This is a genomic window from Niallia sp. XMNu-256, assembly GCF_036670015.1.
Lineage (GTDB): Bacteria > Bacillota > Bacilli > Bacillales > Cytobacillaceae > Bacillus_BD.
In genome coordinates this window covers 2,195,484-2,219,869 of record NZ_CP137636.1, presented here as the reverse complement: position 1 = coordinate 2,219,869, position 24,386 = coordinate 2,195,484, and the positions used below count along the sequence as shown (strand labels likewise).

25 protein-coding genes, 1 pseudogene and 1 riboswitch are annotated in these 24,386 nt (G+C 35.2%); of the genes and pseudogenes, 16 read left to right on the top strand and 10 right to left on the bottom strand.

What is annotated here, in order from left to right; all coding sequences use genetic code 11:
- Positions 1 to 116: 116 nt before the first annotated feature.
- Complete coding sequence (gene pepF / locus R4Z10_RS11210; protein ID WP_338469393.1) at positions 117 to 1,907, top strand: oligoendopeptidase F; 1,791 nt, start codon at positions 117 to 119, stop codon at positions 1,905 to 1,907.
- 63 nt (positions 1,908 to 1,970) lie between these two features.
- Here the strand turns inward: pepF and R4Z10_RS11205 are convergent, their stop codons facing one another.
- A complete protein-coding gene (locus R4Z10_RS11205) occupies positions 1,971 to 2,849 on the bottom strand; it encodes a LysR family transcriptional regulator (RefSeq protein WP_338469392.1) in 879 nt (292 codons plus the stop codon).
- 662 nt (positions 2,850 to 3,511) lie between these two features.
- Between R4Z10_RS11205 and R4Z10_RS11200 the strand changes: the two genes are divergently transcribed.
- From R4Z10_RS11200 to R4Z10_RS11185, 4 genes are all read left to right on the top strand, one after another.
- Positions 3,512 to 4,810, top strand: coding sequence for an aromatic ring-hydroxylating dioxygenase subunit alpha (locus R4Z10_RS11200; protein ID WP_338469391.1), 1,299 nt, complete (start codon positions 3,512 to 3,514; stop codon positions 4,808 to 4,810).
- A gap of 2 nt (positions 4,811 to 4,812) precedes the next feature.
- The gene (locus R4Z10_RS11195; RefSeq protein ID WP_338469390.1) at positions 4,813 to 5,292 is read left to right on the top strand and encodes an aromatic-ring-hydroxylating dioxygenase subunit beta; all 480 of its coding nucleotides are present in this window, start codon (positions 4,813 to 4,815) and stop codon (positions 5,290 to 5,292) included.
- Positions 5,293 to 5,490: 198 nt separating this feature from the next.
- On the top strand, positions 5,491 to 6,207 hold the full coding sequence (locus R4Z10_RS11190; protein WP_338469389.1) for a YebC/PmpR family DNA-binding transcriptional regulator: 717 nt from the start codon (positions 5,491 to 5,493) through the stop codon (positions 6,205 to 6,207).
- A gap of 173 nt (positions 6,208 to 6,380) precedes the next feature.
- Entirely contained in the window at positions 6,381 to 6,752 is a 372-nt protein-coding gene (locus R4Z10_RS11185) for a Replication termination protein (protein ID WP_338469388.1), read from the top strand.
- Positions 6,753 to 6,797: 45 nt separating this feature from the next.
- On the opposite strand, the gene R4Z10_RS11180 is transcribed toward R4Z10_RS11185, so the two are convergent.
- Positions 6,798 to 6,986 (bottom strand): YozQ family protein, encoded by a 189-nt coding sequence (locus tag R4Z10_RS11180; protein ID WP_338469387.1) that lies wholly within the window; start codon positions 6,984 to 6,986, stop codon positions 6,798 to 6,800.
- Positions 6,987 to 7,192: 206 nt separating this feature from the next.
- On the opposite strand from R4Z10_RS11180, the gene R4Z10_RS11175 reads away from it, so the two are divergent.
- Positions 7,193 to 7,951: an NRDE family protein gene (locus R4Z10_RS11175; RefSeq protein ID WP_338469386.1), complete on the top strand. Its 759-nt coding sequence runs from the start codon at positions 7,193 to 7,195 to the stop codon at positions 7,949 to 7,951.
- A gap of 89 nt (positions 7,952 to 8,040) precedes the next feature.
- On the opposite strand, the gene R4Z10_RS11170 is transcribed toward R4Z10_RS11175, so the two are convergent.
- Together R4Z10_RS11170 and R4Z10_RS11165 are read right to left on the bottom strand one after the other, a co-directional pair.
- Positions 8,041 to 9,189, bottom strand: a complete 1,149-nt coding sequence (locus tag R4Z10_RS11170; RefSeq protein ID WP_338469385.1) for an AbrB family transcriptional regulator — start codon at positions 9,187 to 9,189, stop codon at positions 8,041 to 8,043.
- Positions 9,190 to 9,308: 119 nt separating this feature from the next.
- Positions 9,309 to 9,647, bottom strand: a complete 339-nt coding sequence (locus R4Z10_RS11165) for a hypothetical protein (protein WP_338469384.1) — start codon at positions 9,645 to 9,647, stop codon at positions 9,309 to 9,311.
- 168 nt (positions 9,648 to 9,815) lie between these two features.
- Positions 9,816 to 9,921: riboswitch (TPP riboswitch) on the top strand.
- Between the two features lie 91 nt (positions 9,922 to 10,012).
- On the opposite strand from R4Z10_RS11165, the gene thiW reads away from it, so the two are divergent.
- Both thiW and R4Z10_RS11155 read left to right on the top strand, forming a co-directional pair.
- The gene (thiW, locus tag R4Z10_RS11160) at positions 10,013 to 10,525 is read left to right on the top strand and encodes an energy coupling factor transporter S component ThiW (protein ID WP_338469383.1); all 513 of its coding nucleotides are present in this window, start codon (positions 10,013 to 10,015) and stop codon (positions 10,523 to 10,525) included.
- A 236-nt stretch (positions 10,526 to 10,761) separates the two neighbouring features.
- Entirely contained in the window at positions 10,762 to 11,265 is a 504-nt protein-coding gene (locus tag R4Z10_RS11155) for a flavin reductase family protein (RefSeq protein ID WP_338469382.1), read from the top strand.
- Between the two features lie 36 nt (positions 11,266 to 11,301).
- On the opposite strand, the pseudogene R4Z10_RS11150 reads toward R4Z10_RS11155, so the two are convergent.
- Positions 11,302 to 11,676, bottom strand: a pseudogene (locus tag R4Z10_RS11150) (C40 family peptidase); the annotation flags it as partial.
- A 376-nt stretch (positions 11,677 to 12,052) separates the two neighbouring features.
- Between R4Z10_RS11150 and R4Z10_RS11145 the strand changes: the two are divergent.
- The 4 genes from R4Z10_RS11145 to R4Z10_RS11130 all read left to right on the top strand — a co-directional run bounded on the left by R4Z10_RS11145 (position 12,053) and on the right by R4Z10_RS11130 (position 15,120).
- Positions 12,053 to 12,202, top strand: coding sequence for a hypothetical protein (locus R4Z10_RS11145; protein ID WP_338469381.1), 150 nt, complete (start codon positions 12,053 to 12,055; stop codon positions 12,200 to 12,202).
- A gap of 307 nt (positions 12,203 to 12,509) precedes the next feature.
- Positions 12,510 to 13,685 carry a phosphoglycerate dehydrogenase gene (locus R4Z10_RS11140; RefSeq protein WP_338469380.1) on the top strand — a complete coding sequence of 392 codons (1,176 nt, stop codon included), beginning with the start codon at positions 12,510 to 12,512 and terminating at the stop codon, positions 13,683 to 13,685.
- A 130-nt stretch (positions 13,686 to 13,815) separates the two neighbouring features.
- Entirely contained in the window at positions 13,816 to 14,772 is a 957-nt protein-coding gene (locus tag R4Z10_RS11135; RefSeq protein ID WP_338469379.1) for a DMT family transporter, read from the top strand.
- Positions 14,773 to 14,883: 111 nt separating this feature from the next.
- Positions 14,884 to 15,120 (top strand): hypothetical protein, encoded by a 237-nt coding sequence (locus R4Z10_RS11130; protein WP_338469378.1) that lies wholly within the window; start codon positions 14,884 to 14,886, stop codon positions 15,118 to 15,120.
- 47 nt (positions 15,121 to 15,167) lie between these two features.
- Here the strand turns inward: R4Z10_RS11130 and R4Z10_RS11125 are convergent, their stop codons facing one another.
- On the bottom strand, positions 15,168 to 15,290 hold the full coding sequence (locus tag R4Z10_RS11125) for a hypothetical protein (RefSeq protein WP_338469377.1): 123 nt from the start codon (positions 15,288 to 15,290) through the stop codon (positions 15,168 to 15,170).
- 370 nt (positions 15,291 to 15,660) lie between these two features.
- On the opposite strand from R4Z10_RS11125, the gene R4Z10_RS11120 reads away from it, so the two are divergent.
- Together R4Z10_RS11120 and R4Z10_RS11115 are read left to right on the top strand one after the other, a co-directional pair.
- Positions 15,661 to 15,915 carry a DUF1292 domain-containing protein gene (locus R4Z10_RS11120; RefSeq protein WP_338469376.1) on the top strand — a complete coding sequence of 85 codons (255 nt, stop codon included), beginning with the start codon at positions 15,661 to 15,663 and terminating at the stop codon, positions 15,913 to 15,915.
- A gap of 218 nt (positions 15,916 to 16,133) precedes the next feature.
- Positions 16,134 to 16,310 carry a hypothetical protein gene (locus R4Z10_RS11115; protein WP_338469375.1) on the top strand — a complete coding sequence of 59 codons (177 nt, stop codon included), beginning with the start codon at positions 16,134 to 16,136 and terminating at the stop codon, positions 16,308 to 16,310.
- 40 nt (positions 16,311 to 16,350) lie between these two features.
- Here the strand turns inward: R4Z10_RS11115 and R4Z10_RS11110 are convergent, their stop codons facing one another.
- The gene (locus tag R4Z10_RS11110) at positions 16,351 to 16,566 is read right to left on the bottom strand and encodes a hypothetical protein (RefSeq protein ID WP_338469374.1); all 216 of its coding nucleotides are present in this window, start codon (positions 16,564 to 16,566) and stop codon (positions 16,351 to 16,353) included.
- A gap of 218 nt (positions 16,567 to 16,784) precedes the next feature.
- Here R4Z10_RS11110 and R4Z10_RS11105 point away from each other — a divergent pair, with 218 nt between their 5' ends.
- A complete protein-coding gene (locus tag R4Z10_RS11105; protein ID WP_338469373.1) occupies positions 16,785 to 17,591 on the top strand; it encodes an enoyl-CoA hydratase-related protein in 807 nt (268 codons plus the stop codon).
- 162 nt (positions 17,592 to 17,753) lie between these two features.
- A complete protein-coding gene (xerS, locus tag R4Z10_RS11100; RefSeq protein WP_338473223.1) occupies positions 17,754 to 18,848 on the top strand; it encodes a tyrosine recombinase XerS in 1,095 nt (364 codons plus the stop codon).
- A gap of 147 nt (positions 18,849 to 18,995) precedes the next feature.
- Here xerS and R4Z10_RS11095 read toward each other — a convergent pair whose 3' ends face one another.
- The 3 genes from R4Z10_RS11095 to parE all read right to left on the bottom strand — a co-directional run bounded on the left by R4Z10_RS11095 (position 18,996) and on the right by parE (position 24,350).
- A complete protein-coding gene (locus R4Z10_RS11095; RefSeq protein ID WP_338469372.1) occupies positions 18,996 to 19,808 on the bottom strand; it encodes a hypothetical protein in 813 nt (270 codons plus the stop codon).
- 130 nt (positions 19,809 to 19,938) lie between these two features.
- Positions 19,939 to 22,377 carry a DNA topoisomerase IV subunit A gene (gene parC / locus R4Z10_RS11090; RefSeq protein ID WP_338469371.1) on the bottom strand — a complete coding sequence of 813 codons (2,439 nt, stop codon included), beginning with the start codon at positions 22,375 to 22,377 and terminating at the stop codon, positions 19,939 to 19,941.
- Positions 22,374 to 24,350 (bottom strand): DNA topoisomerase IV subunit B, encoded by a 1,977-nt coding sequence (parE, locus tag R4Z10_RS11085; protein WP_338469370.1) that lies wholly within the window; start codon positions 24,348 to 24,350, stop codon positions 22,374 to 22,376. Before parE ends, parC begins: the two co-directional genes overlap by 4 nt.
- Positions 24,351 to 24,386 lie beyond the last annotated feature (36 nt).

Below are 24,386 nucleotides of genomic sequence, written 5' to 3'. Positions count from 1 at the left end.
ACAACATGTGATGTTTTTTCACCTTAAAAAGAGTTATCAGAAGCATTAACCTTCATATATTTAGTATGATATGGAAGAGGAAGCATTCACTATTAATCATAAGGAGGGCAATAGATTTGAATACATATAAAACAAGGGAAGAAGTACCTCTTCAGGAAAAATGGAGTTTAACTGATCTATATACTAATGAACAAGAATGGGATGAAGATTATCAAACCATTGAAAAGATGTCAGAAAAGCTAAAAGGGTTTGATGGTCACATTCATGACGGACAATCTTTGTACCAATATTTGAAGCAAAGTGAAGAACTGTCCTTTTTATTTAATAAGCTTTATGCGTACGCCATGCTAATAGTCGATGAAGATACGAGGGAAACTTCCTCCCAATCCTTCTTGGATCGCGCCAAACAATTAAGCGTTAAAGTCAGCGCTGCAACCTCTTTCTTTATGCCTTTTTTATTAAGTCTGTCTGAGGAAACACTGAAAGGGTTTCTATCTGAGGAGAAGGGGCTGGATTATTTTGAAAAAGATTTATGGGAGTCATTCCGATATAAAGCACATGTTCTCAGTAAGGAGCAAGAAGAATTAATTTCTCAATTAGGAGAAGCACTATCTGTTCCGAGTCAAACGTTTGGAATGATGAATAATGCAGATATTAAATTTGGGGATGTCACAGATGATGAGGGCAATCAGATTGAATTAACAAGAGGGATGTATAGTAAATTAATTGAAGATGAGAATCGTGACAAGCGGAGAGAGGCTTATAAAGCTTATTATCAACCTTACTTGCAATTAAAGAATTCAATTGCATCTACTCTTTCTGGCGCGATCAAAAATAATGTTACCCTTGCAAAAGTTCGTAACTATCCATCTGCCTTAGAAAAGGGATTATTCGGTGATAAAGTTCCAAGAGAAGTTTATGAAAACCTTATCACAACAACAAAAGAAAATATTACACCGCTTCACAAATATACAAAGATTAGAAAAGAAAAGCTTGGGTTAGACCAATTAAGACAATATGATATGAGTGTTCCACTTGTTAGTGGAGTCAAACCGGAGATTTCGTATGATGAAGCTTATGAAACCATGCTTAAAGCGCTGACACCACTAGGTGACGATTATCTTGAAATTTTGAAGGAATTCAAGGATTCACGCTACATTGATGTTAGAGAAACCCCTGGGAAACGATCTGGTGCCTATAATCTTGGTGTTTATGGAGTTCATCCATATATTCTTTTAAATCATCAAGACGATTTAGACAGTCTCTTTACCCTTGTTCATGAATGTGGCCATGGGGTACACAGTAAATTAAGCGCACAATATCAACCTCAAATTACTGCTCGCTATAGTATTTTTGTAGCAGAGGTGGCTTCAACTGTAAACGAAGTCTTATTAATTTTCTATTTATTAGAACACGAAAAAGATCAAGACATGCAAAAACATTTACTTAATCACTTTATTGACCAATTTAAAGGGACCTTCTTTACTCAAGTCATGTTCGCTGAATTTGAGAAAAAGACCCATGAAATGGCGGAAAAAGGATTACCATTAAATGTTGAAGTATTTAATCAAACTTATGAAGCCCTTTTTAGAGAGTATAATGGAGATGAAATTGAATTTGATGATGAAGTAAAATATGGGTGGTCTAGAATCCCGCACTTTTATCGTCCTTTTTATGTGTATAAATATGCGACCGGTTATGCTTCAGCTATCCATCTTGCCACGAAGATCTTTGAAGGGGATCAACAAACGGTTATTTCTTACTTAGAGTTTTTGAAAAGCGGAAGCTCAGATTACCCATTAGAGTTACTGAAAAAAACAGGCGTGGATCTAACTACACCCGCTCCAATTGAAAATGCGCTTAGAAAATTTAACGAACTTGTTGATCAGTTTTCAAAGTTAGATTAGGGACTGAATAAACATCAAAAACAACGAAGGCAGTCATATATGTAAATGACTGCCTTCATTTATTTAACTACTTAACTCATGATTAATAATAGAATAAATGATTTGTTTAATTGGTCGATTAATTAATATCTTATTGCGATATTGTACATAGACCTTATTAGGTAATTGTTCTAGTTCCTTAATTTGCTTTACAACTAATCGATCGTTATCCAGCTCATCAATTCCGAGTAAAAGAGTAATTCCCACACCTAAACCACTACTGACAACCTTTTTTAACATTTCGTTATTATCAACTTCAATGTGTTTTATATTTGGAACCCCAATTAATGCTTTGTCTACATTTGTTAAAAGCGGGGTTTTTCTTCGGTACCAGATCAATGTCTCATCTTGTAGATCATTAAGTGTAATATTTTCTACATTTGCTAAAGGATGATTTTTCCCAACAATTAAAACGAACTTATCAGTAAAGAGAAACTCTGAAACAAGATCCGGCTTATGTGAAACAATATTTCTAGTAAACACCAAATCTAAATCCCCATTTAATATTTGTTCATTTAAGCTTACTGAATCTTTTCCTTCAATTATAACTAGATTTAAATTATCAATTGTTTTTACAGATTGGATAAGGTCTGAAATAAAAGAGTAAGAAAAACCGGGAGAAATCCCTATTTTTAGATTTGGTTTTTGCGTCGCAGTTGCCGCTTCCTTTGAATGATTCATATAAGTAAGAATACTTGTAGCATATTCTACAAATACTTTTCCTTCATTTGTTAAAGTTACATATTTGCCCTCACGATTAAAAAGCTTACAGTTTAATTCGTTTTCTAAATTTTTAATTCTAGCAGTCACAGTTGGTTGAGTAACATTTAATGATTCTGCTGCTCTCGAATAATTCTTATATTCAATAATTGCTAGAAATGTTTCTAATTGGCTTGTATCCATCTACAACACCCCTCGTTTATCCAATAGATCTGTTGTGATTCTATTGTTGCTAGCTAACAAATTAAATTTACTCTAATGAAACCCCTTTCAATAAAAAAAGGGATATCACTAACAAATTTTATTGTTATTTACATAGATGTTATCGAATTTTTTTATATTTGTCTACAATTATGAATAATTTATTATTTAAAAATAATAGTACAAATCATTAAAATCGCGTCAAATAAGGGAATAAGTTTACCTAATAAAAAAAATATTAAGATATCTGAATTATTCTAAATAAATTTCAATTAGATTGTGACATCGATTCGACTTATAATTTAGTTAAGCCTTAATTAAGAGAAAATTTAAATTGTTTAAAAATTGTATTGTTATATCACCTAAATCTTGGGATAGATCAGTACACCTAATGAAAGCGTCTACAAGAAAATGTAATTTAAGGCAAGATTGTAAGGTTAAAAGGAGGTAAAATTACTGTTAGTTTTTTGTAGAAGTTTTTAAGGTTTAAGCGAATTAGTAAGCGATTGCAATCAGGTTATTGGTAACTAAGGCGATCGTTGCAAATACCTGCCAGATTAGAGAATTGTGCTTACTGAAAGTACATTCAAAAATTTGTATATGATAATTGAAATTATTTTAATAATATTTTAGGAGGGACCTACATGAGTAAATACATTCGTGAATCAGATTTGACATTCCAAGTAAACCGTAAAGCATTTATTGACAAAGATATTTTAGAATTAGAAAGAGATGCGATCTTCAGTAAGTGCTGGTTATTTATCGGGCATGAATCTGAATTAGAAAACAAAGGTGATTTCCATAGAAGAAAAGTAGGTGGACGTAACCTTTTATTAACACGTAGCCAAGATGGCGAAATTAGAGCATTCTACAATTCTTGTCCACACCGTGGAGCACTAGTTACTCGTGAGGAATGTGGTAATACGAAAGTTTTCCGTTGTTTTTACCATGCTTGGAGCTTCAATAACAAAGGTGAGCTAGTGGGAATGCCAGATAAAGCTGGATACCATAATGATCATAACTGTGATGGCTCTAAAAACCTCGTAACAGTTGAACGCCTTGATAGCTACCGTGGATTTATATTTGTAAACTTCGATAAAGATGCAATTTCTTTAGAAGATTATTTAGGAAATGCAAAAGAATATCTTGATCTAGTAGCTGATCAAGCAGAAGCTTCTAAAGAGTCAGAAGGAATGGAAGTTTTAGCTGCTCCACAACATTATAGTGTACGTGCAAACTGGAAACTCCTTGGTGAAAACAGTGTTGACCTATATCATGGAGTTCCTACCCATAAAACATACTTTGATATTGTTGCTACTCGTGGTGGAGTAATGGAAAAAGATAGCCTTGTAGGTGAAGGCCGTGATTTAGGCGGCGGTCATGCGGTTATGGAATATTATTCTGCTTGGCCAAGACCAGTAGGAAAATGGATTGAAGGTTATGGGGAAGAAGCAAAAGAAATCATCGACAATAACATTAAAACATTGGAAGAAAAATTCGGTCCAGACCGTGCTCACCGTATTGCGAAAAAGAATCGTAACATCTGGATTTTCCCTAACTTGGTTATCAATGACATTATGGCAATTACAATCAGAACATTCTATCCTATTGAACCAGGTTATATTGAAGTTGATGCCTATGCATTAGCACCAAAAGGCGAGCCAGCTAACTTCAGAGAAGTTCGTAATGACAGCTTCTTAGAATTCTTAGGCCCAGGCGGTTTTGCAACTCCTGACGATAACGAAGCTCTTGAACTTGCTCAAGAAGGCTTTGCAAACTCGGAAGGTGCTGGCTGGAACGATATTTCTAAAGGTATGAACCGTGATGTACCACAAGCAACTGACGAAGCACAAATGCGTGCATTCTGGCGTCAATGGAATAAATTAATTACAACAGAAGAAGCAAAAAAAGAAGATAAACAAGCAGAAGTTGGGAGGGTCTAAATATGAATATTACTCGTCAAGAAGTTGAAGACTTTTTATACCATGAAGCTGAGCTATTAGATACTTGGCAAATGAAAGAATGGGCAGCATTATTCGCTGAGAACGGAACTTATGAAATTCCACCGATTGGCCATCCTGATGCGGATTTTAAAAATTCTTTATATATCGTACATGATGATCGCCATCGTTTAGAACAAAGAGCTTTGCGTTTATTAAAAAAGGAAGCACATGTTGAGTATCCACATTCACAAACGGTTCACAACATAAGTAATGTTAGAATCGTAAGTAATGAAGATGATGTATTATCTGTGAAAGCTAACTTTGTCACTTTCCGTGCAAAGCGTGATTTCCTAGATAACTATGTTGGAGTTAATGAGTATAAACTTATAAAAGAAAATGGCGAATTAAAAATTCTATCTAAGAAAGTCATTCTTAAATTAGAAGCATTACGTCCACAAGGAAAAGTAAGTATCATTTTATAATAAATAGGCACCAAGAAAAAAACGTTTGGGTTTCCAAACGTTTTTTTCTTGGTGGTACTTTTAACATATAATTTTATTATGTATAATAGAGTTTGTGAAAAAAATGTTCTTCTTCTAACTTTTTGCACTCCTATCGATTAAGGAAGGCAACTTAAAAGAATATTTGTTTAGATCTTAATGTTGAAAGAGAGTGGGACTATGGGTCGTAAATGGAACAATATTAAAGAAAAGAAAGCTTCTAAAGATGCTAATACTAGTCGTATTTATGCTAAGTTCGGGAAAGAGATTTATGTTGTTGCAAAACAAGGTGAACCCGATCCTGAGGCAAACCAAGCTTTAAAATTTGTTCTTGAACGTGCAAAAACTTATAATGTACCAAAGCATATTATCGATCGTGCCATCGAAAAAGCAAAAGGCGGATCAGATGAAAACTATGATGAGCTTCGTTACGAAGGATTTGGCCCTAGTGGTTCAATGATCATAGTCGATGCCTTAACGAATAATGTAAACAGAACTGCTTCTGAGGTTCGTGCAGCGTTCGGTAAGAACGGGGGAAACATGGGGGTCAGCGGCTCTGTTGCCTATATGTTTGAACCAACTGCAGTTATTGGAATTGAAGGAAAAACCTCCGAAGAAGTTTTGGAACTACTTATGGAAGCTGATGTTGATGTGCGTGATATCCTTGATGATGAAGAGTCTGTGATTGTCTATGCTGAACCTGATCAATTTCATGCTGTTCAAGAAGCATTCAAAAATGCAGGTATCACTGAATTCTCAGTCGCCGAACTCACAATGTTGGCGAAAAATGATGTTACCCTTTCAGAAGACGCTGCAGTTCAGTTTGAAAAATTAATTGACGTCCTTGAAGATTTAGAGGATGTTAAACAAGTTTATCATAACGTTGATTTAAGTTAATTGGTTAAATAGTTAAAAAGCAGATCTTATAAGGTCTGCTTTTTAATTTAATCGATTGTAGAGGGAGTTGTGTCATCCTTATGACTTTTCATACATAATAGCTTACTAGTTTATATGTGTTTTTAACACAATATGTTATAATATACAGAAAAGTCAATATTAAGGTGGTTAGTATGAAAAAGAGAAAAAGAGAAAGTACTGGTTTCCTTATCAAACAACGAGCCTTCCTAAAACTGTATATTATTACAAATATTGAAAATGGAAGGTGGTATGGATTGCAATTATTGGACGAAATGAGAAAAGAATTTCAACCATTTGGTTTTGAACCACAGCATTCCGAAATATACAGAGCCTTACATGATCTACTGGAAGATGGTGTATTAACAAGAGGAAAAATTAAGAAAGACGGTTCTAAATATCAAGAGGTAGCTGTTTACTCTATTAAAGATAAAGAAAAAGCTAAAACATACAAAAAAATGGTCAAAGTTGATATCGAAAGATCTTCTCATTTATTAAGGAAGGCTCTTGAAGATAATTATTCGTAAAAGGGTTGATTCTTCCTTAGAGCCAACCCTTCTATAATCATATACTTATTTTTTATTGCCTTCTCTATCTTGGTTTTCAGGGTCATGTGTCAAAATATCTCCAACCATATAAGAATCACTAAATTGCTCGTGTGTTGTCGCTAATCCTTTAGATACCTCATCTTGCTTATTGTAGTCTGAAGAGTCATAAATTTTTGTAACCGGATTAAAATCCTTTTTTCTATTTTGGCTCATTTATTAGACCTCCTTTTCTATATTTAGTTTCTTCAAAAAAGGAGTGAACATTCATGGTTTTAAATATTAAGTAAGGATGATTTTTATTCGGCTTACCGGAGAGTAAAATTCCAACTTATAGAAGGTTCAATTTATAAGCGCGAAGGTTGAATGGTATAATTTATAAAGAGATGTAAGAAAATCGAAATAAAGGTTGTGGCGTTATCATGTGTTTAATTTTATTTGCTTATAAAGTACATCCAACTTATAAGCTGATTGTTGGGGCTAACAGAGATGAATTTTACAACCGGGCTACTGCTCCTGCTCATTTTTGGGAAGATATCTCCACCATTCTTGCCGGTCGAGACTTAGAAAAACACGGGACATGGATGGGTGTAACAAAAACAGGTCGCTTTTCAGCCTTAACCAATTATAGAGATCCTTCAGAGGATCTTAAAGAGAAGCGTTCACGAGGAGAACTAGTCGCTAATGCATTAACATACAAGGGTGACATCCAATTATATATTGAATCATTATCAAGAAGTAAAAAAAAATATCCAGGTTATAATTTATTAGCAGGGGATCAAAATGAATTATATTATTATTCTAATGTAAGTAATGAGTTTAAAAAATTACAACCTGGAATATATGGGGTTAGTAATCATTTGCTGAATACGGGATGGCCCAAGGTACAAAAAGGCAAAGAGGGGTTAGCCCATTGTCTTAAGCTGGACAGAGATCAATTAGTTGGGAATATCTTTCACATTTTACAAAATTCGGACCCCTTTCCTGATGAACAGTTACCTAATACAGGGGTACCTTTAGAGTGGGAAAGACTCCTTTCATCCTTGTTTATTCGTAGTAAAGACTACGGAACAAGAAGCTCGACAGTTCTATTAATGTCCAACCAACAGATTCAATATGTCGAAAGGGTATTTTCAAAAGGGGAGTTTTTTAATGAGCAAAGCTACTCAATTGAATTGTAACTCCCTTGCCAGAAACCAAAATACAAATAAAAAATAACGAGCAGGTATTATTTCTGTTCGTTATTTTTTTATTACTATGGGACTTAAGATTATACGGATACTTTTGAATCATCATATTTTTTATGAATTTGCCTACGGCTCATCAGTTTAAATAATGGGGGTAAAACTAATATAACAACGACAATTCGCAGTACTTGCACTGCAACCACAAAAGTTGAATCTGCCTCAAGAATAATGGCAGTTGCAGCCATTTCAGCCACTCCTCCAGGTGCAAACGCTAATACAGATGTAATAAGGGAGATACCCGTTATTACTGAGACAAAATAAGCGCATATTAACATAGCCAAAATTAATCCCACTGTACTTATAAAAGCGACGAACAACAACTTTCCAATATTTTGAAACATACTCCTTTGAAAGCGAGCCCCTATACTTGATGCCATTAATACTTGAGCGATAATCATAATTAAAGCAGGCCACCATACAATTAATTCAGAGTCTAAAATCAAATAATAAAGACCTTGAACAACTGCTACTCCAACCAATCCGCCAATTAAGACAGGGGACGGAAATCTTAATAGTTTTCCAATAAATTTACCACCCCATGCGGCCAAAAATAATAGAACTGTACCACCTAATTGACTTAGCCCAAAAGTGTTAGTGATCGTTGTAACAGCTTGATTTGTTGACATAAGGGATGTCTCACCCGTAACGAACCATGTTGAAGCGATTATTGGAATAAGTATTACAACAAGAAAAACTCGCATCGTTTGGACAATACTCACAACACCTGTATTGGCACCGATATCTTGAGCAAGTCCCGGCATAACCACAATTCCACCAGGAGCAGTTGCAAAAAAACTAGTGATCATGTCTGTTTGACTGAACTTCCAGATCAACAATCCCGATAATAGCGAAAAGACAACCGAAAGCAGAAGCATAATTGTAATTGTCAGCCAATGCTTCTGAAAGGTTGAAATAACGGAAAGGTTAATTTTTTGACCTAATTCAACAGCCAATATCGTTTGACCTATTCTCAACCAATAGGTAGGCATACCTTTTTCTGGGTGATCGGGGTCTTTTAACCACCTTAGTGGTCTAAAAGATAGAAACGCTGCCATAATTAATGTACCAATGATCCAACCAATATCAAGCCCTGCCCATACGAGTATGAATCCTCCAAAACTACTTAGAAGAATAAAAGCTATATTTTGCAGAAGCCTTTTGTTTAATTTCATGACGAAACCCTTCTTTACTATTTGGTAACAATTTCGAATTATTATACATTTAAACTGATAATAAATAAACAAAAAAGCTTCTATTCAATTAAAGTAAGAAGAATAGAAGCTTTTTGTTGTTATTTTGAATCCTCTTTTTTATCTTTTTTATCATTCATGGTTCTAAATATTTGTGTGTTCATACTTCCTTGCACAATGTTCTCGATAAAAAATTCGCCTATTAATTCTAGGTATTCCTCGTCATTAAACATTTTCTTATTTTGTAATTCCATTTCAGCTAATCCCTCATAGGTTGCAAGTAAACAAAAATTATGATCATGGCCCGTAATCGGAGTTAGAATTTCGACGGTATGATTAAAGTGTTCATTTCGATATTCCTTGATTTTTTTAATATTTTCAATTCCTTCTTTAAAATTATCTTGTTTAACTTGAAATGTTTGATAAACTACAACTGTCATTGTTGTACCTCCAAATTCTTTTATTACATAGTATTTAATTTCTTCATATTAGCCATTTTTATTCCATAACTTAAAACTCTCATAAGAAAAATGGTGAAAATTGCAATAAAATTCCGATAACCTGTTTACTTCGTATATTCCATTTATTATAATAGTATATAATCTAATACTCACTACTAGGGGTGCCTTTTTGGCTGAGAAAAAAACGATCGTTTTTTAACCCTTTGGACCTGATCCGGATCATACCGGCGTAGGAAAGTAGACGACAACTTTTAAAACTTTCTTTGGGCATGATAGTCAGGTTCTCGTTGAGGATCTGATTTTTTATTTTAAAAATATTTATAGAAGAAAGGAGGGATATGTAAATGAAAAAGACATATAAACTAACCCTAACAGCTATGTTTGTAGCGATTGGCACACTAACTAGTCACCTTATCTACATACCGATCGGCTTTACAAAAGTATTTCCCATCCAACATTTTATAAATGTCCTTTCAGCCGTTATTCTTGGGCCTGGATATGCAGTATTACAAGCATTTTCTATTTCTTTATTTAGAAACCTAATGGGTACGGGGTCTATTTTTGCCTTTCCGGGAAGTATCATCGGCGCTTTTTTGGCTGCTTACTTTTATCAAAAATCAAAAAAAATTGGTTTTGCCTTTTTCGGTGAGGTTGTGGGAACGGGGATATTAGGGGGACTTGCTTGTTACCCAATCGCAAAACTATTATTAGGACAAGAAGCAGCCATCTTTGGTTTTGTTCCAGCCTTTATTATAAGTTCATTAGCAGGGTCTATGTTCGGTTTCATGATATTAAGTGTTTTACTGAAAAACAATGCATTTAAAACCTTACAACAAAAACAATTTAAAAACCTTTAATATACAAAATGAACAGAATCAAATAATGACTGTTCTTTCTATGTTTATAAATATCGGTTGAAACATTGAGTTTACCTATTTAATTGAAAAAAAGGAATCAAAAAGCATCCTCCTAGCAATTATCTTAGTATCCATGTTATATTGAAGATAATTTCTAATATCTTTATAGTAATAAATCTGTCATTAATTTGCGAATAATTAATACGGCTATTAGATTAGAAATAGAAGATGGGAGGATGATTTTATTGGATAAAAATAGTCGAGAAACAGCATTTAAAACCGTTATGGGGAATTATCCAACAGGTGTCACGGTTATAACGACCGTAGATAAAGACGGAACTCCAGTTGGATTAACTGTAAATTCATTTGCTTCAGTGTCCTTAGATCCGACTTTAATTTTATGGTCAATTGATCATAGAGTCTCAACATTAGATATATTTAAAAACGCAGGAAAATTTGCCGTTCATACTTTGGCAAGTGATCAAGGGGATATTTGTTCTATATTTGCTTCAAAAGGAGTCGACCGTTTTGCTAACTGTAAATGGGAATTATCCGAACAAGGGTTGCCAATTATTTCGGGGGCTTACGGTGTACTTCAATGTAACACCCATAAACAAGTAGAGGCTGGGGATCATACCATTTTAATTGGTGAAGTTATTGATATTCAACACGAAGATAAAGAACCGCTACTTTATCATAAGAGAAAATTTGGCAAAATCCCTGAAGATTTCTATAAATAATAAAAACCCACTCTTACATGTGGGTTTTTATTATTGCTACTCAATGATACGGACGACTCGTCCATTAAATCGCTCTTTCCAGTAACCACTAGCCATGTCTGCAATTGCTACACCAGTTGAACTTTGCGAGCCGAGAAACTTATGGTTTCCTAGGTAGATTCCGACATGTCCATCTTTTTTATATGTATCAAAGAAGACTAAATCTCCTGGTCGCAATTCACTTGATGAAACTTGGCGGCCATTGTTTTTAATGGTATCAGTGGTTGTTCCGATTTCAATACCTGCTTGCCTAAACGCCCAATGAACAAAACTAGAACAATCAAACCTTCCTTTTGCTATATCAACTTCATTTCTACCACCGCCAAATACGTATACAGAATTTCCAATATATTTTGATCCAGCGGTAATAATTGTTTTAATTGGATCGATTGTTTTTGAAGCAGGAATATCTCTTTCGCTTGACGCTGGTTGAATAGGAGCTATTTTATCTGGCTCTATATGTTTATTTGTATCCTCAGAGATAGCCACAGCCGATTCCGCAGTCACTATCGATATAGTAAAATGACTAAATCCATTTATTAAAAGAGCCAACAACATGACAATAAATGTTTTATAAATGATCCTGCACCCGCTCTCTTTTGATTTTTGTAATTTTTAACAGTAATGAATAACACCAAATTATATTTCATGTCTTGTTATATGTACTTTACAATTTCCATCAAAAATTAAGACAAACATAATTTGTTTATGAGCATACACTAAATAATAAAACAACTTGAGGTGCGCTATGGAATTTGTTCTGTACACGATAGAGAAAGCAGAAACGAAAATCCAAAATAGAATCAATGAAATCATTAATACTTGTGATCATGCAAACTTTGATAAACTTCCCGGACTAATTGAAGCGCTAAAAATCATTATAGAAAATAAAGACTAGATGGATGATTAGGCAAACACAATTAGTTAGTGGTTTGCCTTTTTGCTATTTAATAAAGCCGATCAAATGTCAATTTCCACGAATTAGCGAACACATTTGTTTATTATAATAAATCCTTAAAAATTCATACATAAAATTTTCATCCTAGTGATTGATTGAATAGATCGTATTTTTTGAAATAAGTCAACTTTTTGTGTACTATTGTCTTGACTAATCGATTATAAGTGATAAAGTATTTATTTTTTAACGAACCCAGCTTGTTTGTTCCATAGCAATAGCAATCTAGTTTTTAAAAGGGGAGAGACATGTGTTTATCATAAAAACCTTAAATAACATTGCAAAATGCGGCTTAGATGTATTTAATACTAATCATTACAAAATTGATAATGTCAGTGAAAAAGTAGATGCCATTGTTCTTCGTAGTTTTAATATGCATGATATGGAAATTGCACCAACCATTAAGGCGATTGCAAGAGCGGGTGCTGGTGTAAATAACATTCCTGTTCATGCTTGTACAGAACGTGGAATTGTTGTGTTTAACACTCCTGGTGCCAATGCCAATGCTGTAAAAGAACTTGTTCTAACTACACTTATGGCCTCTTCACGAAACTTATTTGCTGGAGTTGCTTGGACAAAATCACTTGCAAATAAAGGGAACGAAATCCCCAAATTAGTGGAAGCTGGAAAGAAGCAATTTGTTGGGAATGAAATAAAAGGAAAAACACTTGGGGTTATCGGCTTAGGAGCTATTGGCGCTCGAGTTGCAAATGATGCTTTGAACTTGGATATGGATGTCATTGGATTCGATCCATTCATTTCAGTCGATACCGCATGGAATTTATCTCGGAATGTGCAAAGAGCATTTAATTTAGAGCAGCTTTATGTAAATAGTGATTATATTACTGTACATGTACCATTAACAGATGATACAAAAGGAATGTTTAACGATCAGTCTTTTAGAATCATGAAGGATGGAGTTCATATTTTCAATTTCTCTCGTGGTGAATTAGTGAATGAATTAGATATGGCCGTTGCGCTTGAGATTGGCAAAGTTGGCAAGTATATTACTGATTTTCCGAATGAAAAAATTTTAAAAATGAAAAATGCAATTGCGATACCCCATCTTGGTGCTTCTACGAGGGAATCAGAAGAAAATTGCGCAATTATGGCATCTAGACAAATTAAAGAGTACCTAGAAACAGGGAATATTATAAATTCCGTTAATTTCCCAAACGCTTCCTTGCCATATACTGGAAAGCGTCGCGTCACAGCTTATCATAAAAATGTACCTAATATGGTTGGACAAATCACTTCCGTTCTTTCTAAATATCACTTAAATATTGCAGATATGATTAATCGAAGCAGGGGCGAATATGCTTATACAATAATTGATATTGATAACCAGTTTAATGGAGATCTAGCCCCAATCTTAGAAGAAAAAATCAAACAAATTACTGGGATGGTTTCAGTTCGAATTATATAACCATTCAAAAAAGACTGATCGTTGTTAATCAGTCTTTTTTGTCTTAAAGATAGACTTCAACCCGATCTATTAATATGTTAAGATTATTTGTTGTTACATTTAAATTGTTATAGATTGGGAGATGTCAAAATTGAAAAGCATTTTTCAAAATAAATGGGCAGTTATTGGCTTTGCCGCTATTTGTGCCTTCTTATGGGGCAGTGCATTTCCAGTATTAAAGATTAGCAATCTTGAGTTAAGGATAGCTGCTGATGACTCAATCGCCCAAATCGTATTTGCGGGAATTCGTTTCCTATTGGCAGGACTTATCCTATTGATTTTTTTATTCCTTACGAATAGAAAGAAATTAGTCATAAAACGTTCTCAAATTATGATCATTATTTTGTTCGGGTTGATCCAAACCTCTTTGCAATATTACTTCTTTTATATTGGATTAGCCAAAGTATCCGGAATGCAAGGTGCTCTTTTAACTTCAAGTGGCACATTTCTCGCTGTTATTTTAGCCCATTATTACTATAAGAATGATCATTTGGATTGGAAGAAGGGAATAGGGATATTGACCGGATTTGCTGGAATTATTTTGGCCAATTGGGGACAAACCTTCCAATTTCAGTTTCATTTTACTGGTGAAGGTTTTATGATTTTAGCTGGACTAACGACTGCAATCACAACCATCATGGCTAAAGAACTTGCGACTGACATTCATCCAGTAACTTTGACGGGGTGGCAGCTAACTATTGGAGCCTTATTGCTTTTGCTTATAGGCGTTCCTCAGTTAAATGAAGATGCGATTACATTCACTCCCTTTGGCTGGGGATTACTGATTTATGCAGCGTTTCTTTCCGCAGTTGCCTTTGCTTTATGGACAACGATCCTAAAATATAATAAAGCAGGAAAAGTGAGTATTTATAACTTCTTAACACCTGTTTTTGGCGCATTATTATCTGCCTTGCTCGTTCCTGGAGAAAGACTTAACCTGTCAATTGTCGTTGCAATTGCTCTAGTAGCTTTCGGAATTATTATTATGAATTATAATAAAAAAGTAAAAAACTCTTCCGAACTTTTATCTAAAACAAAGGCTGGTTAAAGAGAGAAAGTTACTTTATACATGTGATTAATGTTACTTCAATCTCCTTACTTCTATGTTAATTTAAAACTATGAAAAAGTATTTTTGTAAAATGACATGGAGGTTTTCAAATGTGTGGTTGTTCAAATTTAAAAGATGGTAAAGCGGTTGTTGATCATGTAAAAAGCAAAGGGAAGGAAGACTTTGCACCATCTGTTGCTCACATGATTAACTGTGGTTGCGGAGAAGTTTTCACTTTAGAGACCGTTATTATGAATTGTCCTAACTGTGAAATGACTTATGCTGTTACCCCATGCAGCTCAAGCGATATTAATAATATTAAAAAAGCAGGAATTAAATACGCTTAATTTAACAACAAAAACATCTGTTCTGTTCACAGATGTTTTTGTTGTTTTTATGAATTCTTTCCAATTGTTTTCTCAATTTTGTTGGAGTTATCCTCAATAGACCAGCCTGTTTTTAACCCTAACATGAACCAACCTAGCGCAAGCGCACCAATTCCGAAAAATGGTATCACCAATCGTCCTTAAGCAAACAAACGTTTGAATCGTGTCTTTTTTCAAGAATTCTGCGGAACGGGCGTACCACATTCCATGCTCAACACTTGCCCATGTTTGCATAAGTCCGACAGTGAAAAATTGTTAAATTGGAATCTATATAGATCAGAACCTTCAACCGCAAAATTAACGAATAAAACAACATGAACAATTTCCATAAATGTGTTTTAAATTCATGTTCTATAGTTGAACAATCTCTTTATAAGACAAATCCGAAAAAAAGACATCATATATAGAAACAGTATAAAGACTAACTAAAAGAATGGTAAGAGACCATACTGGGAAATCTAATGTCATAAAAATCATTTTAATTTCGAAAGGGAGAGTTTGATGCAAAGTGATTCGCTTCGTGATCTGATAACAATTGAAGATGAAAACGGGGAGCAACTTTCTTTTGAGGTGGAGGCCCTGTTTGAAATGGAAGGAAAATCTTATGCTTTATTAAGATCTGGTGATCAAACGACCTTAATGATGGTAATTGAGGATGAGACAGGTCAGCAACTCGTTCAAATTTCTGAACAAATAGAGAAGGAATCCATTTTAGATGCTTATCAAATTGCGGTAGAAGCATCACCAGCGGAATAAAGTGAAGCTACCATTAGTAGTGGCTTCTTTTATCTTAATGGAAAGCCTTAGGCTATAACATGCTAGTCATGCCGACGATTCCGTAGTGTACTTAGTCTGTGTTCAACTTTCGGATCTTTATGAGCAGATCCCCGACCTACTTCTTAGAGTCTAGGAGCGGGGTCCTACCCGGCAGTTAAGCCTGATAATTATTATTAATAGGGAGTTGAAAATTAGGAATGGGTGATTGGAATAAACAAGCTGCACCAAATAATAATCTTTCTGCAGAGACGATCAAAACCTCAAATTTGATAGGAAACAAAGAAGGAGAGGAGCATGCTTTTTCTGAAGAGTTATCAGATGGGGGAGAACGGGACCAGTTTATTAAAAAACAATTAAAATCAAAAAAGCAATAGTATAACTTAAAAAAAGAAACTCAAAGGAGAGTTTCTTTTTTTATCTTTTTTTCTTTTTAGTATCTGCCAATGGCTGCTTTTTAATGATTGGATCATAAAGCACATGGACATGAATAACACTTTCCGTGATAGGTTCCACTTTAGTTACTTTGCCCTTTCGACCCTTTATTTTAATACTCTCATCAACGGAGGGAACGGTTTGTAATAATTGGGTTAATACTTTTGTATTGTTTTCTAAAAAATGTACAAAAACCACGATTGGTCACTCCTTTATTCCATTGTTAAATGGCAAAGCAAAGTCATATTTGAAGATAATAATGAACTTTTTATAAGATATTGAGTGACCCAACGTTTTAGACCAATGAAAATAGGAAAGGGAAATACTAATTTATTTACGAAATGGATTCAACATTGTTATGATAAGTATGTAATTTCTAAATAATTATTATATTCACAAAAGGGAGAGGGATTATCATGTCAAATCATTTAACAAAAACAACAAATTATCAATACTTACTTTGTGAGATTGAGAACAAAGTAGCCGTTGTAACCATTGATCATGAGCCTGGAAATAAATTAAATACAGATGTTTACTTGGAATTAAATCAATTATTTAGTGAATTGGAACAGAATAGAGATGTTCATGCTATCGTTTTAACTGGAGCAGGGGACGAGTCCTTTGTCGCTGGTGCCGATATTAATGAAATGGTGGACTTAGACACAGTTGGAATGATGGATTTAACCAAGATCACCCGAGAAGCGTTTTCAAAAATTGAGAACCTTAACAAACCAGTAATTGCTGCAATCAATGGAGTAGCAAGAGGAGGCGGCTTAGAATTAGCCCTATCATGTGATTTGCGAATTGCATCCGCACAAGCTCAATTTGCTTTTCCTGAAATCAATTTAGCTGTTATTCCTGGTGGCGGTGGTACTCAACGAATTCAAAAAGTAGTTGGACAAGGCATCGCAAAGGAATTATTGTATTTTGGAGAATTTATTGATGCCAATAGAGCTTATGAATTGCAAATTGTGAACAAAGTTGTTCCACATAAAGAAATTTTAACAACAGCAAAAAATTGGGCTGATAAACTAGCTCAAAAAGCTCCAGTAGCATTAAGAATGATGAAAATTGCTGTAAATACTGGCGCTAATGTCGATCTGGAATCTGCTCTTACCATTGAAGCTACTAGCTATGACGGTGCATTTGCTACACAAGATCGTAAAGAAGCCATGACTGCATTTGTTGAAGGTAGAAACCCAGCAGCGTTTACAGGCAAATAAATTTTAAGGTATTTTTTGAATGATCATAATTCACAACTTGAGAGGAGAGGTTAATCTCCTCTTTAAATGATTATTAGATTACTGCGTAAAATAATAATTTGACGAAGTAATGTCAAAGGATTATAATGGAAGTATGAAAAAATCATGTTTGGGGTGTTTTCTATCGCTACTGAAGCTCAACAACAACATTATAAAAAATTGCAAACTATTCTCAAGGAATTACCTTGGTATGTCGAAGAATATATTGATCACAAACGCCGAAAACTTTCTGCGGCTTCATTATTAAATTATTGTCATGACTTTAAGATCTTTTTTAACTGGATCATTTCTGAGCAGCTTTATACAGGTGCCATTAAGGATATTCCTTTATCACATCTGGAAACATTAAAAGCTCAAGAAATTGAAGGTTTCCTCCACTCTCTTAAGTATGAACTGAAAAATAAGGATATTACAGTTAATCGTAAATTATCGGCATTAAAGTCCCTGTTTAATTACTTGCAAAATATTGCGGAAACAAGTGATCTGGAACCTTATATTCACCGAAATGTGATGGCAAAAATCGAATTTAATGAGTTAAATTTAAATCTAGAAACAATTGCCAATAAAATGGAAGGTAAAATCCTATTAGGTGATGAATACGAAAATTTCCGAAGGTTTGTTGCTGAAGAATACGGGGAAACCGTCAAAGATAATAAAAAACTGTGGAATTTTTATCAGCTAAACCGTGAACGGGATACGGCGATTATCTCATTAATTTTAGGTTCTGGCCTACGTTTATCTGAGGTTGTCAATCTGGATATTGATGATATTGATCATAATAAAAACTCAGCCCGAGTTATTCGTAAAGGAAATAAAGAACAATATGTATATTTTAGTGCTGTTGCCATGGATGATCTCCAGGAATACTTAAAGATACGAGAATCCCGGTATGATATCCATAAACAAAATAAAGCTCTCTTTGTAGCTGCAGCTATGGGACCAAAAGGAAAAACTAGACGCTTAACCGCACGTTCCATTGAAAATTTAGTTAATAAATATGCAACTGCATTTGGAAAACCATCATTATCCGTCCATAAATTACGTCATTCATTTGCTACTAGATACCATACGGAAATTAATGATGTTCCTAAGTTAAGAAGACAATTAGGTCATTCATCCATTCAAACAACGATGATTTATACTCATATTAAAAATGATGACCTCAAAATAGCTGTTGATCAAATGGACATTCCCGATCCAGATGATGATGAGCTATGAGTGAATAGCAAAAAATCGAGTAGTCAGTGAGCAGTTCCCTGTTCCCGTACTCGAATTTTTATTTAGTTTACATAATATATTTATGGTAAATAAATAAAAATAAGTGGCGATACTGCCTTTATTTGTATCGCCATAACTTCTACAATGTTATTTTTTTCTCTTTTTATTTATTTCATCTCGATTCATTACCTTCGTATGGATTAAATTCCATTTTCCATTTTCATAGTACCAGGTGGACTCAACAAAAGCGATTCCATCGGCATGATAAGCACCGCTGACTTGCTGAATGGCTTTTAACCCTAACGTCTCCCCTTTCTCTTTTACCACGATCGGTTTTAATGTACTATATGGATCAACCATTAATTCTCGAGGTTCATTAAGCATCCCTCTTGTGTACAGGCCTAAACGGTTATAGTCCTTTTTTCTGTTTTTTAAATCAAAAGTGAAAGTTTCTCCGGTATTATCAATCGTCATGACAGCCTTATAATTATTCAAAAACTGACTTGTAATATTTAATGGTTCTGGACCTCCTCCTAAATCAGTTAGTTGGAAGTCTTTAAACGAAAATATGAAAAAGTTAGATAATCCACCACTCCCACCAGTTGGAATGCTGATTAGCAGATCATCAATACCATCATGATTTAAATCCACCCGTTTCAAAGTAGGCTCATATCCACCGTCTAATTCCTTTTTAACTTTCTTACCATTTGAACCGGTAATGACTAGGTAAATTTCTCTCAAATACGCACTTCCATCATCATAAGGAATCCCTTTTATTTCGATTTGATCTAGTTTCCCATCTCCAGATATATCTTCTTCCTCTTTAATAAGGGTTTGTATTTCCTTTTCATGATTAAATTTATTTTTGTATTCTTTATCTTCGACTGCATAGGCTCCTGTGATCGCATTCAATGACAGGAAAAAAAGTGCAATAAAGGCTAATCCGAATTCCTTTCTCATCTATATTACAGTCCTCCTTCTTGAACCTTACTCTCTATTTTGTCCAAGATTGGAAAAAACATGTAACCCGTAGGAACAAAAAACTCCTTCTGTCTGTATTTAATACAAGACAAAAGGAGTTCATGGAATCTTACTCTTCCTCGGTTATATCTTCTTTTTTATTAATCCAAATGGTGGTTGCTTTACCACTCTCTGTTTCATCAAATAAGAAGGAACCATTTGAATAGCGATCATTGAATCGGATATCTTCACTGTTAACAGAATGGATTAAACCTTTTTCTGTGGCAATAAAAATGGTATCGTGATCCTCTGCAAAAACGAATCCAACTACTTGATGTGGATTTGCTTTTAATTCTCTTAAAATAACGAGCCCTCGTTTGGCTCTCGTACTTAGTTCAAACTCGGTCATTTTCATTTTCTTGATCGATCCTCTTTGTGTAACAATCACAATCGAAGGAGACTCATTCACATCTTTGATTTTGCCACCAGTAACAAAGTCTCCATCTTTAAGATTAATCCCCTTAACACCAGCAGCACGAGTGCCAATTGGGCCAACCTCCTCTTCATGAAACCAAAGAGAATAGCCATTATACGTTGTTAAGAAAATTTCTTTATGACCATCTGTTTCATGTACATCTATGACCTCATCATTTTCCTTCAAATTGATCGCAACTAGCGGTTTAGAATGTCTTTGAGCTTTATACTGCTTTAACTCCGTTTTCTTGACCATGCCATTCTTTGTCACAAATAACAAGTAGTGTTCTTTTTCAAAATCCTCGACAGATATAGCTGACACGATATGCTCATCTCGATCAATCGGGATAATGTTGGCGATATGTTGGCCAATATCTTTCCAGCGAATGTCTGGTAATTCATGAATTGGGCAATATAAATAGTTCCCTTTATTCGTAAAGAGCAATAAGACATCCTTTGTATTCATTTCAAGCTTAACGAGCATTCGGTCTGAATCTTTCATCCCAAAATCTTGCCCGTTTGAAGCCGCATAGGACCTGAGGCTCGTCCGTTTAACATAACCTTCCTTTGTTACCGTGACAATTACATCTTCACTGGCAATTAAGACTTCCAGGTTAATCTTAATTTCCTCAATTTCTGCCTCAATTTTTGTTCTTCTCGGATCGGCAATGCTTTTTTGGATATTTCTTAGCTCTTTTTTAATTACCGATAATAGCTTTTTCTCACTGCTTAAAATGGCGGTTAATTCCTCAATTTTTTTCGCTAATTCTTCTGCTTCCAATTTTAAAGCAGTAATATCGGTGTTTGTTAACCGGTACAATTGCAAGGAAACAATTGCCTCTGCTTGTGGTTCTGTAAACTCGTATTTGGCCATTAAATTATTTTTTGCATCTCGTTTGTCTTTTGAAGAACGAATCGTCGCAATCACTTCGTCTAAAATCGATAATGCTTTCATTAAACCATCAATAATATGTGCGCGATCCTTTGCCTTTTGTAACTCAAATTGGGATCTTTTCGTGATCACGTCTTTCCGATGGTCTACATAGGCATCGAGCAATTCACGAAGCCCCATTAATTGTGGTCTACGATTATGAATAGCAACCATATTAAAGTGATACGTAATTTGTAAGTCACTATTTTTGTATAAATAATTTAATACACCTTCAGCATCTGCTTCTTTTCTTAGCTCTATAACCACTCGTAAACCGGTACGGTCTGTTTCATCCCTTACCTCTGCAATCCCTTCTACTTTACGGTCAAGGCGCAGTTCGTCAATCCTTTTAACCATATTCGCTTTATTTACATCATATGGAATCTCTGTAATGACGATTTGCTGCTTTCCACCCCGAACGGTTTCAATCTCTGCTTTTCCGCGAACGATGATTTTTCCTTTACCTGTTTCATAGGCTTTGCGAATGCCGTCAATTCCTTGAATAATTCCGCCTGTTGGAAAATCGGGTCCTTTAACGAACTCCATTAAATCATCAACAGAGCTATTTGGATGATCAATTCGATAAACTGCAGCATCGATGACTTCTCCTAAATTATGAGAAGGTATTTCAGTTGCGTAACCTGCTGATATTCCTGTTGAACCATTAACTAATAAATTAGGAAACGTAGCAGGTAACACTGTTGGCTCATTGGCTGTATCATCGAAGTTAGGTATAAAATCTACCGTGCGCTTATCAATATCAAGCAAAAGTTCGGAAGCAACAGCTGATAATCTTGCTTCCGTATAACGCATTGCAGCAGGTGGGTCTCCGTCCATACTTCCGTTGTTTCCGTGCATTTCTATAAGAACATATCGAACTTTCCAATCTTGACTCATTCGGACCATTGCATCATAGACAGAAGTGTCCCCGTGTGGATGGTAATTACCGATTACATTCCCAACCGTTTTTGCTGATTTTCGAAACCCTTTCTCATGGGTGTTCCCTTCCACATGCATTGCATATAAAATCCTGCGTTGAACCGGCTTCAATCCATCACGTGCATCTGGTATCGCACGATCTTGAATAATATATTTACTATAACGACCGAAACGGTCGCCAATGACTTCTTCTAAAGGGAGGTCTCGAAAGATTTCTGAACTCATTCACCATCAACCTCCTCTTGCATTGAAATATTCTCATTTTCTAGTATACTTCCATCTTCCTCTAAACCAAATGCCACATTCGCTTCAATCCATTTACGTCGTGGTTCTACTTTATCTCCCATTAATGTTGTTACTCTACGTTCTGCACGTGCAATATCATCAATCCGAACACGAATTAACGTTCTAGTTTCAGGATTCATTGTCGTATCCCACAATTGGTCGGCATTCATTTCACCGAGACCTTTGTAACGCTGAATAATATAGCCTTTGCCGACTTTTTTTATCGCATCCTGTAAATCATCCTCGCTCCAGGCATATTCAATAATCTCTTTTTTGCCTGCACCTTTACTTACCTTATAAAGTGGTGGTAACGCAAGATAGACTTTTCCTGCCTCTATAAGAGGCTTCATATACCGGAAGAAGAACGTCAATAACAATACTTGAATATGAGCACCATCCGTATCTGCGTCAGTCATAATGATGACTTTATCATAGTTGACATCTTCAATTTGAAAGTCAGGCCCAACGCCTGCACCAATTGTGTAAATCATTGTATTAATTTCTTCATTCTTAAAAATATCATTTAATTTAGCTTTTTCTGTATTAATGACTTTACCTCGTAATGGCAAAACGGCTTGGAAGCGGCGATCTCGTCCTTGCTTCGCAGAACCACCTGCTGAATCACCCTCAACTAAATAAAGCTCATTCTTTTTGGGATTACGAGATTGAGCTGGAGTTAGTTTCCCTGAGAGCAATGTTTCCCGTCTGCGTTTTTTCCCAGTACGAGCATCTTCACGGGCTTTACGGGCTGCTTCACGTGCTTGAAAGGCCTTAATTGATTTCTTGACTAACAAAGTACTGATATCTGGATTTTCTTCTAGAAAATAAGCTAAGTTCTCTGAAACAACGGAATCCACAGCAGAACGTGCCTCACTCGTTCCAAGCTTTCCTTTTGTTTGACCCTCAAATTGAAGGATTTCTTCCGGAACCCGAATTGAAATAATCGCAGAAAACCCTTCACGAATATCTGATCCATCAAGGTTTTTGTCTTTTTCTTTAAGTAAGGATACTTTTCTTGCGTACTCATTAAAAGCTCTAGTCACGGCAGATTTAAGTCCAACTTCATGTGTACCGCCGTCTTTTGTTCGAACATTATTAACAAAGGAAAGCACATTTTCTGAATACCCATCATTAAATTGAAAAGCAAAATCTACTTCAATTCCATTTTGCTCCCCCGTAAAACCGATGACTGGGTGAAGAGAATCTTTTTCCTCGTTTAAATACTCGACAAAAGCCTCTAGACCATTTTCATAATGATACACTTCTTGAAGGGCATTGCGTTCATCAATAATTTCAATTTTAATTCCCTTTAATAGAAAGGCAGACTCACGAAGTCGCTCACAAAGGGTTTCATAGTTAAATGTAGTTGTCGAAAAAATGGTTGGATCTGGCTTAAAATGAATGGTGGTACCTGTTTGTTTCGTTTTAGCGATTTTTTCTAAAGTGGTGACAGGTATTCCACCATTTTCAAAACGCTGCTCATAAATAAATCCATCCCGTTTAATTGTTACGACAAGCCACTCTGACAATGCATTTACAACAGACGCACCTACACCATGTAGTCCGCCACTTGTTTTATAGCCTCCTTGTCCGAACTTACCACCAGCATGGAGGATCGTGAGAATGACTTCTGGTGTAGGCTTTCCGATTTTATGCATTCCAGTAGGCATTCCTCGTCCTTTATCTTGAACGCTAACGGAATCATCTTTATGTAATCGTACAATAATGTGATCACCATAACCCGCTAATACTTCGTCCACCGAATTATCTACAATTTCATATACTAAGTGATGTAATCCTCTTGAATCTGTACTCCCGATATACATCCCAGGTCGTTTACGGACTGCCTCAAGACCTTCTAGTACCTGTATGGCATCATCGTTATAATCAAATGCAGTTTGATTTTTTGCCACGTACATACCCCTTTCAGTTCAATACAAAGACCAAGT

Coding starts and splice junctions, on each gene's coding strand:
- R4Z10_RS11205 (WP_338469392.1), bottom strand. CDS start 2,849: ATGGATACAAGCCAATTAGAAACATTTCTAGCAATTATTGAATATAAG.
- R4Z10_RS11200 (WP_338469391.1), top strand. CDS start 3,512: ATGAGTAAATACATTCGTGAATCAGATTTGACATTCCAAGTAAACCGT.
- R4Z10_RS11195 (WP_338469390.1), top strand. CDS start 4,813: ATGAATATTACTCGTCAAGAAGTTGAAGACTTTTTATACCATGAAGCT.
- R4Z10_RS11190 (WP_338469389.1), top strand. CDS start 5,491: ATGGGTCGTAAATGGAACAATATTAAAGAAAAGAAAGCTTCTAAAGAT.
- R4Z10_RS11185 (WP_338469388.1), top strand. CDS start 6,381: ATGAAAAAGAGAAAAAGAGAAAGTACTGGTTTCCTTATCAAACAACGA.
- R4Z10_RS11180 (WP_338469387.1), bottom strand. CDS start 6,986: ATGAGCCAAAATAGAAAAAAGGATTTTAATCCGGTTACAAAAATTTAT.
- R4Z10_RS11175 (WP_338469386.1), top strand. CDS start 7,193: ATGTGTTTAATTTTATTTGCTTATAAAGTACATCCAACTTATAAGCTG.
- R4Z10_RS11170 (WP_338469385.1), bottom strand. CDS start 9,189: ATGAAATTAAACAAAAGGCTTCTGCAAAATATAGCTTTTATTCTTCTA.
- R4Z10_RS11165 (WP_338469384.1), bottom strand. CDS start 9,647: ATGACAGTTGTAGTTTATCAAACATTTCAAGTTAAACAAGATAATTTT.
- thiW (WP_338469383.1), top strand. CDS start 10,013: ATGAAAAAGACATATAAACTAACCCTAACAGCTATGTTTGTAGCGATT.
- R4Z10_RS11155 (WP_338469382.1), top strand. CDS start 10,762: ATGATTTTATTGGATAAAAATAGTCGAGAAACAGCATTTAAAACCGTT.
- R4Z10_RS11145 (WP_338469381.1), top strand. CDS start 12,053: ATGGAATTTGTTCTGTACACGATAGAGAAAGCAGAAACGAAAATCCAA.
- R4Z10_RS11130 (WP_338469378.1), top strand. CDS start 14,884: ATGTGTGGTTGTTCAAATTTAAAAGATGGTAAAGCGGTTGTTGATCAT.
- R4Z10_RS11120 (WP_338469376.1), top strand. CDS start 15,661: ATGCAAAGTGATTCGCTTCGTGATCTGATAACAATTGAAGATGAAAAC.
- R4Z10_RS11115 (WP_338469375.1), top strand. CDS start 16,134: ATGGGTGATTGGAATAAACAAGCTGCACCAAATAATAATCTTTCTGCA.
- R4Z10_RS11105 (WP_338469373.1), top strand. CDS start 16,785: ATGTCAAATCATTTAACAAAAACAACAAATTATCAATACTTACTTTGT.
- R4Z10_RS11095 (WP_338469372.1), bottom strand. CDS start 19,808: ATGAGAAAGGAATTCGGATTAGCCTTTATTGCACTTTTTTTCCTGTCA.
- parC (WP_338469371.1), bottom strand. CDS start 22,377: ATGAGTTCAGAAATCTTTCGAGACCTCCCTTTAGAAGAAGTCATTGGC.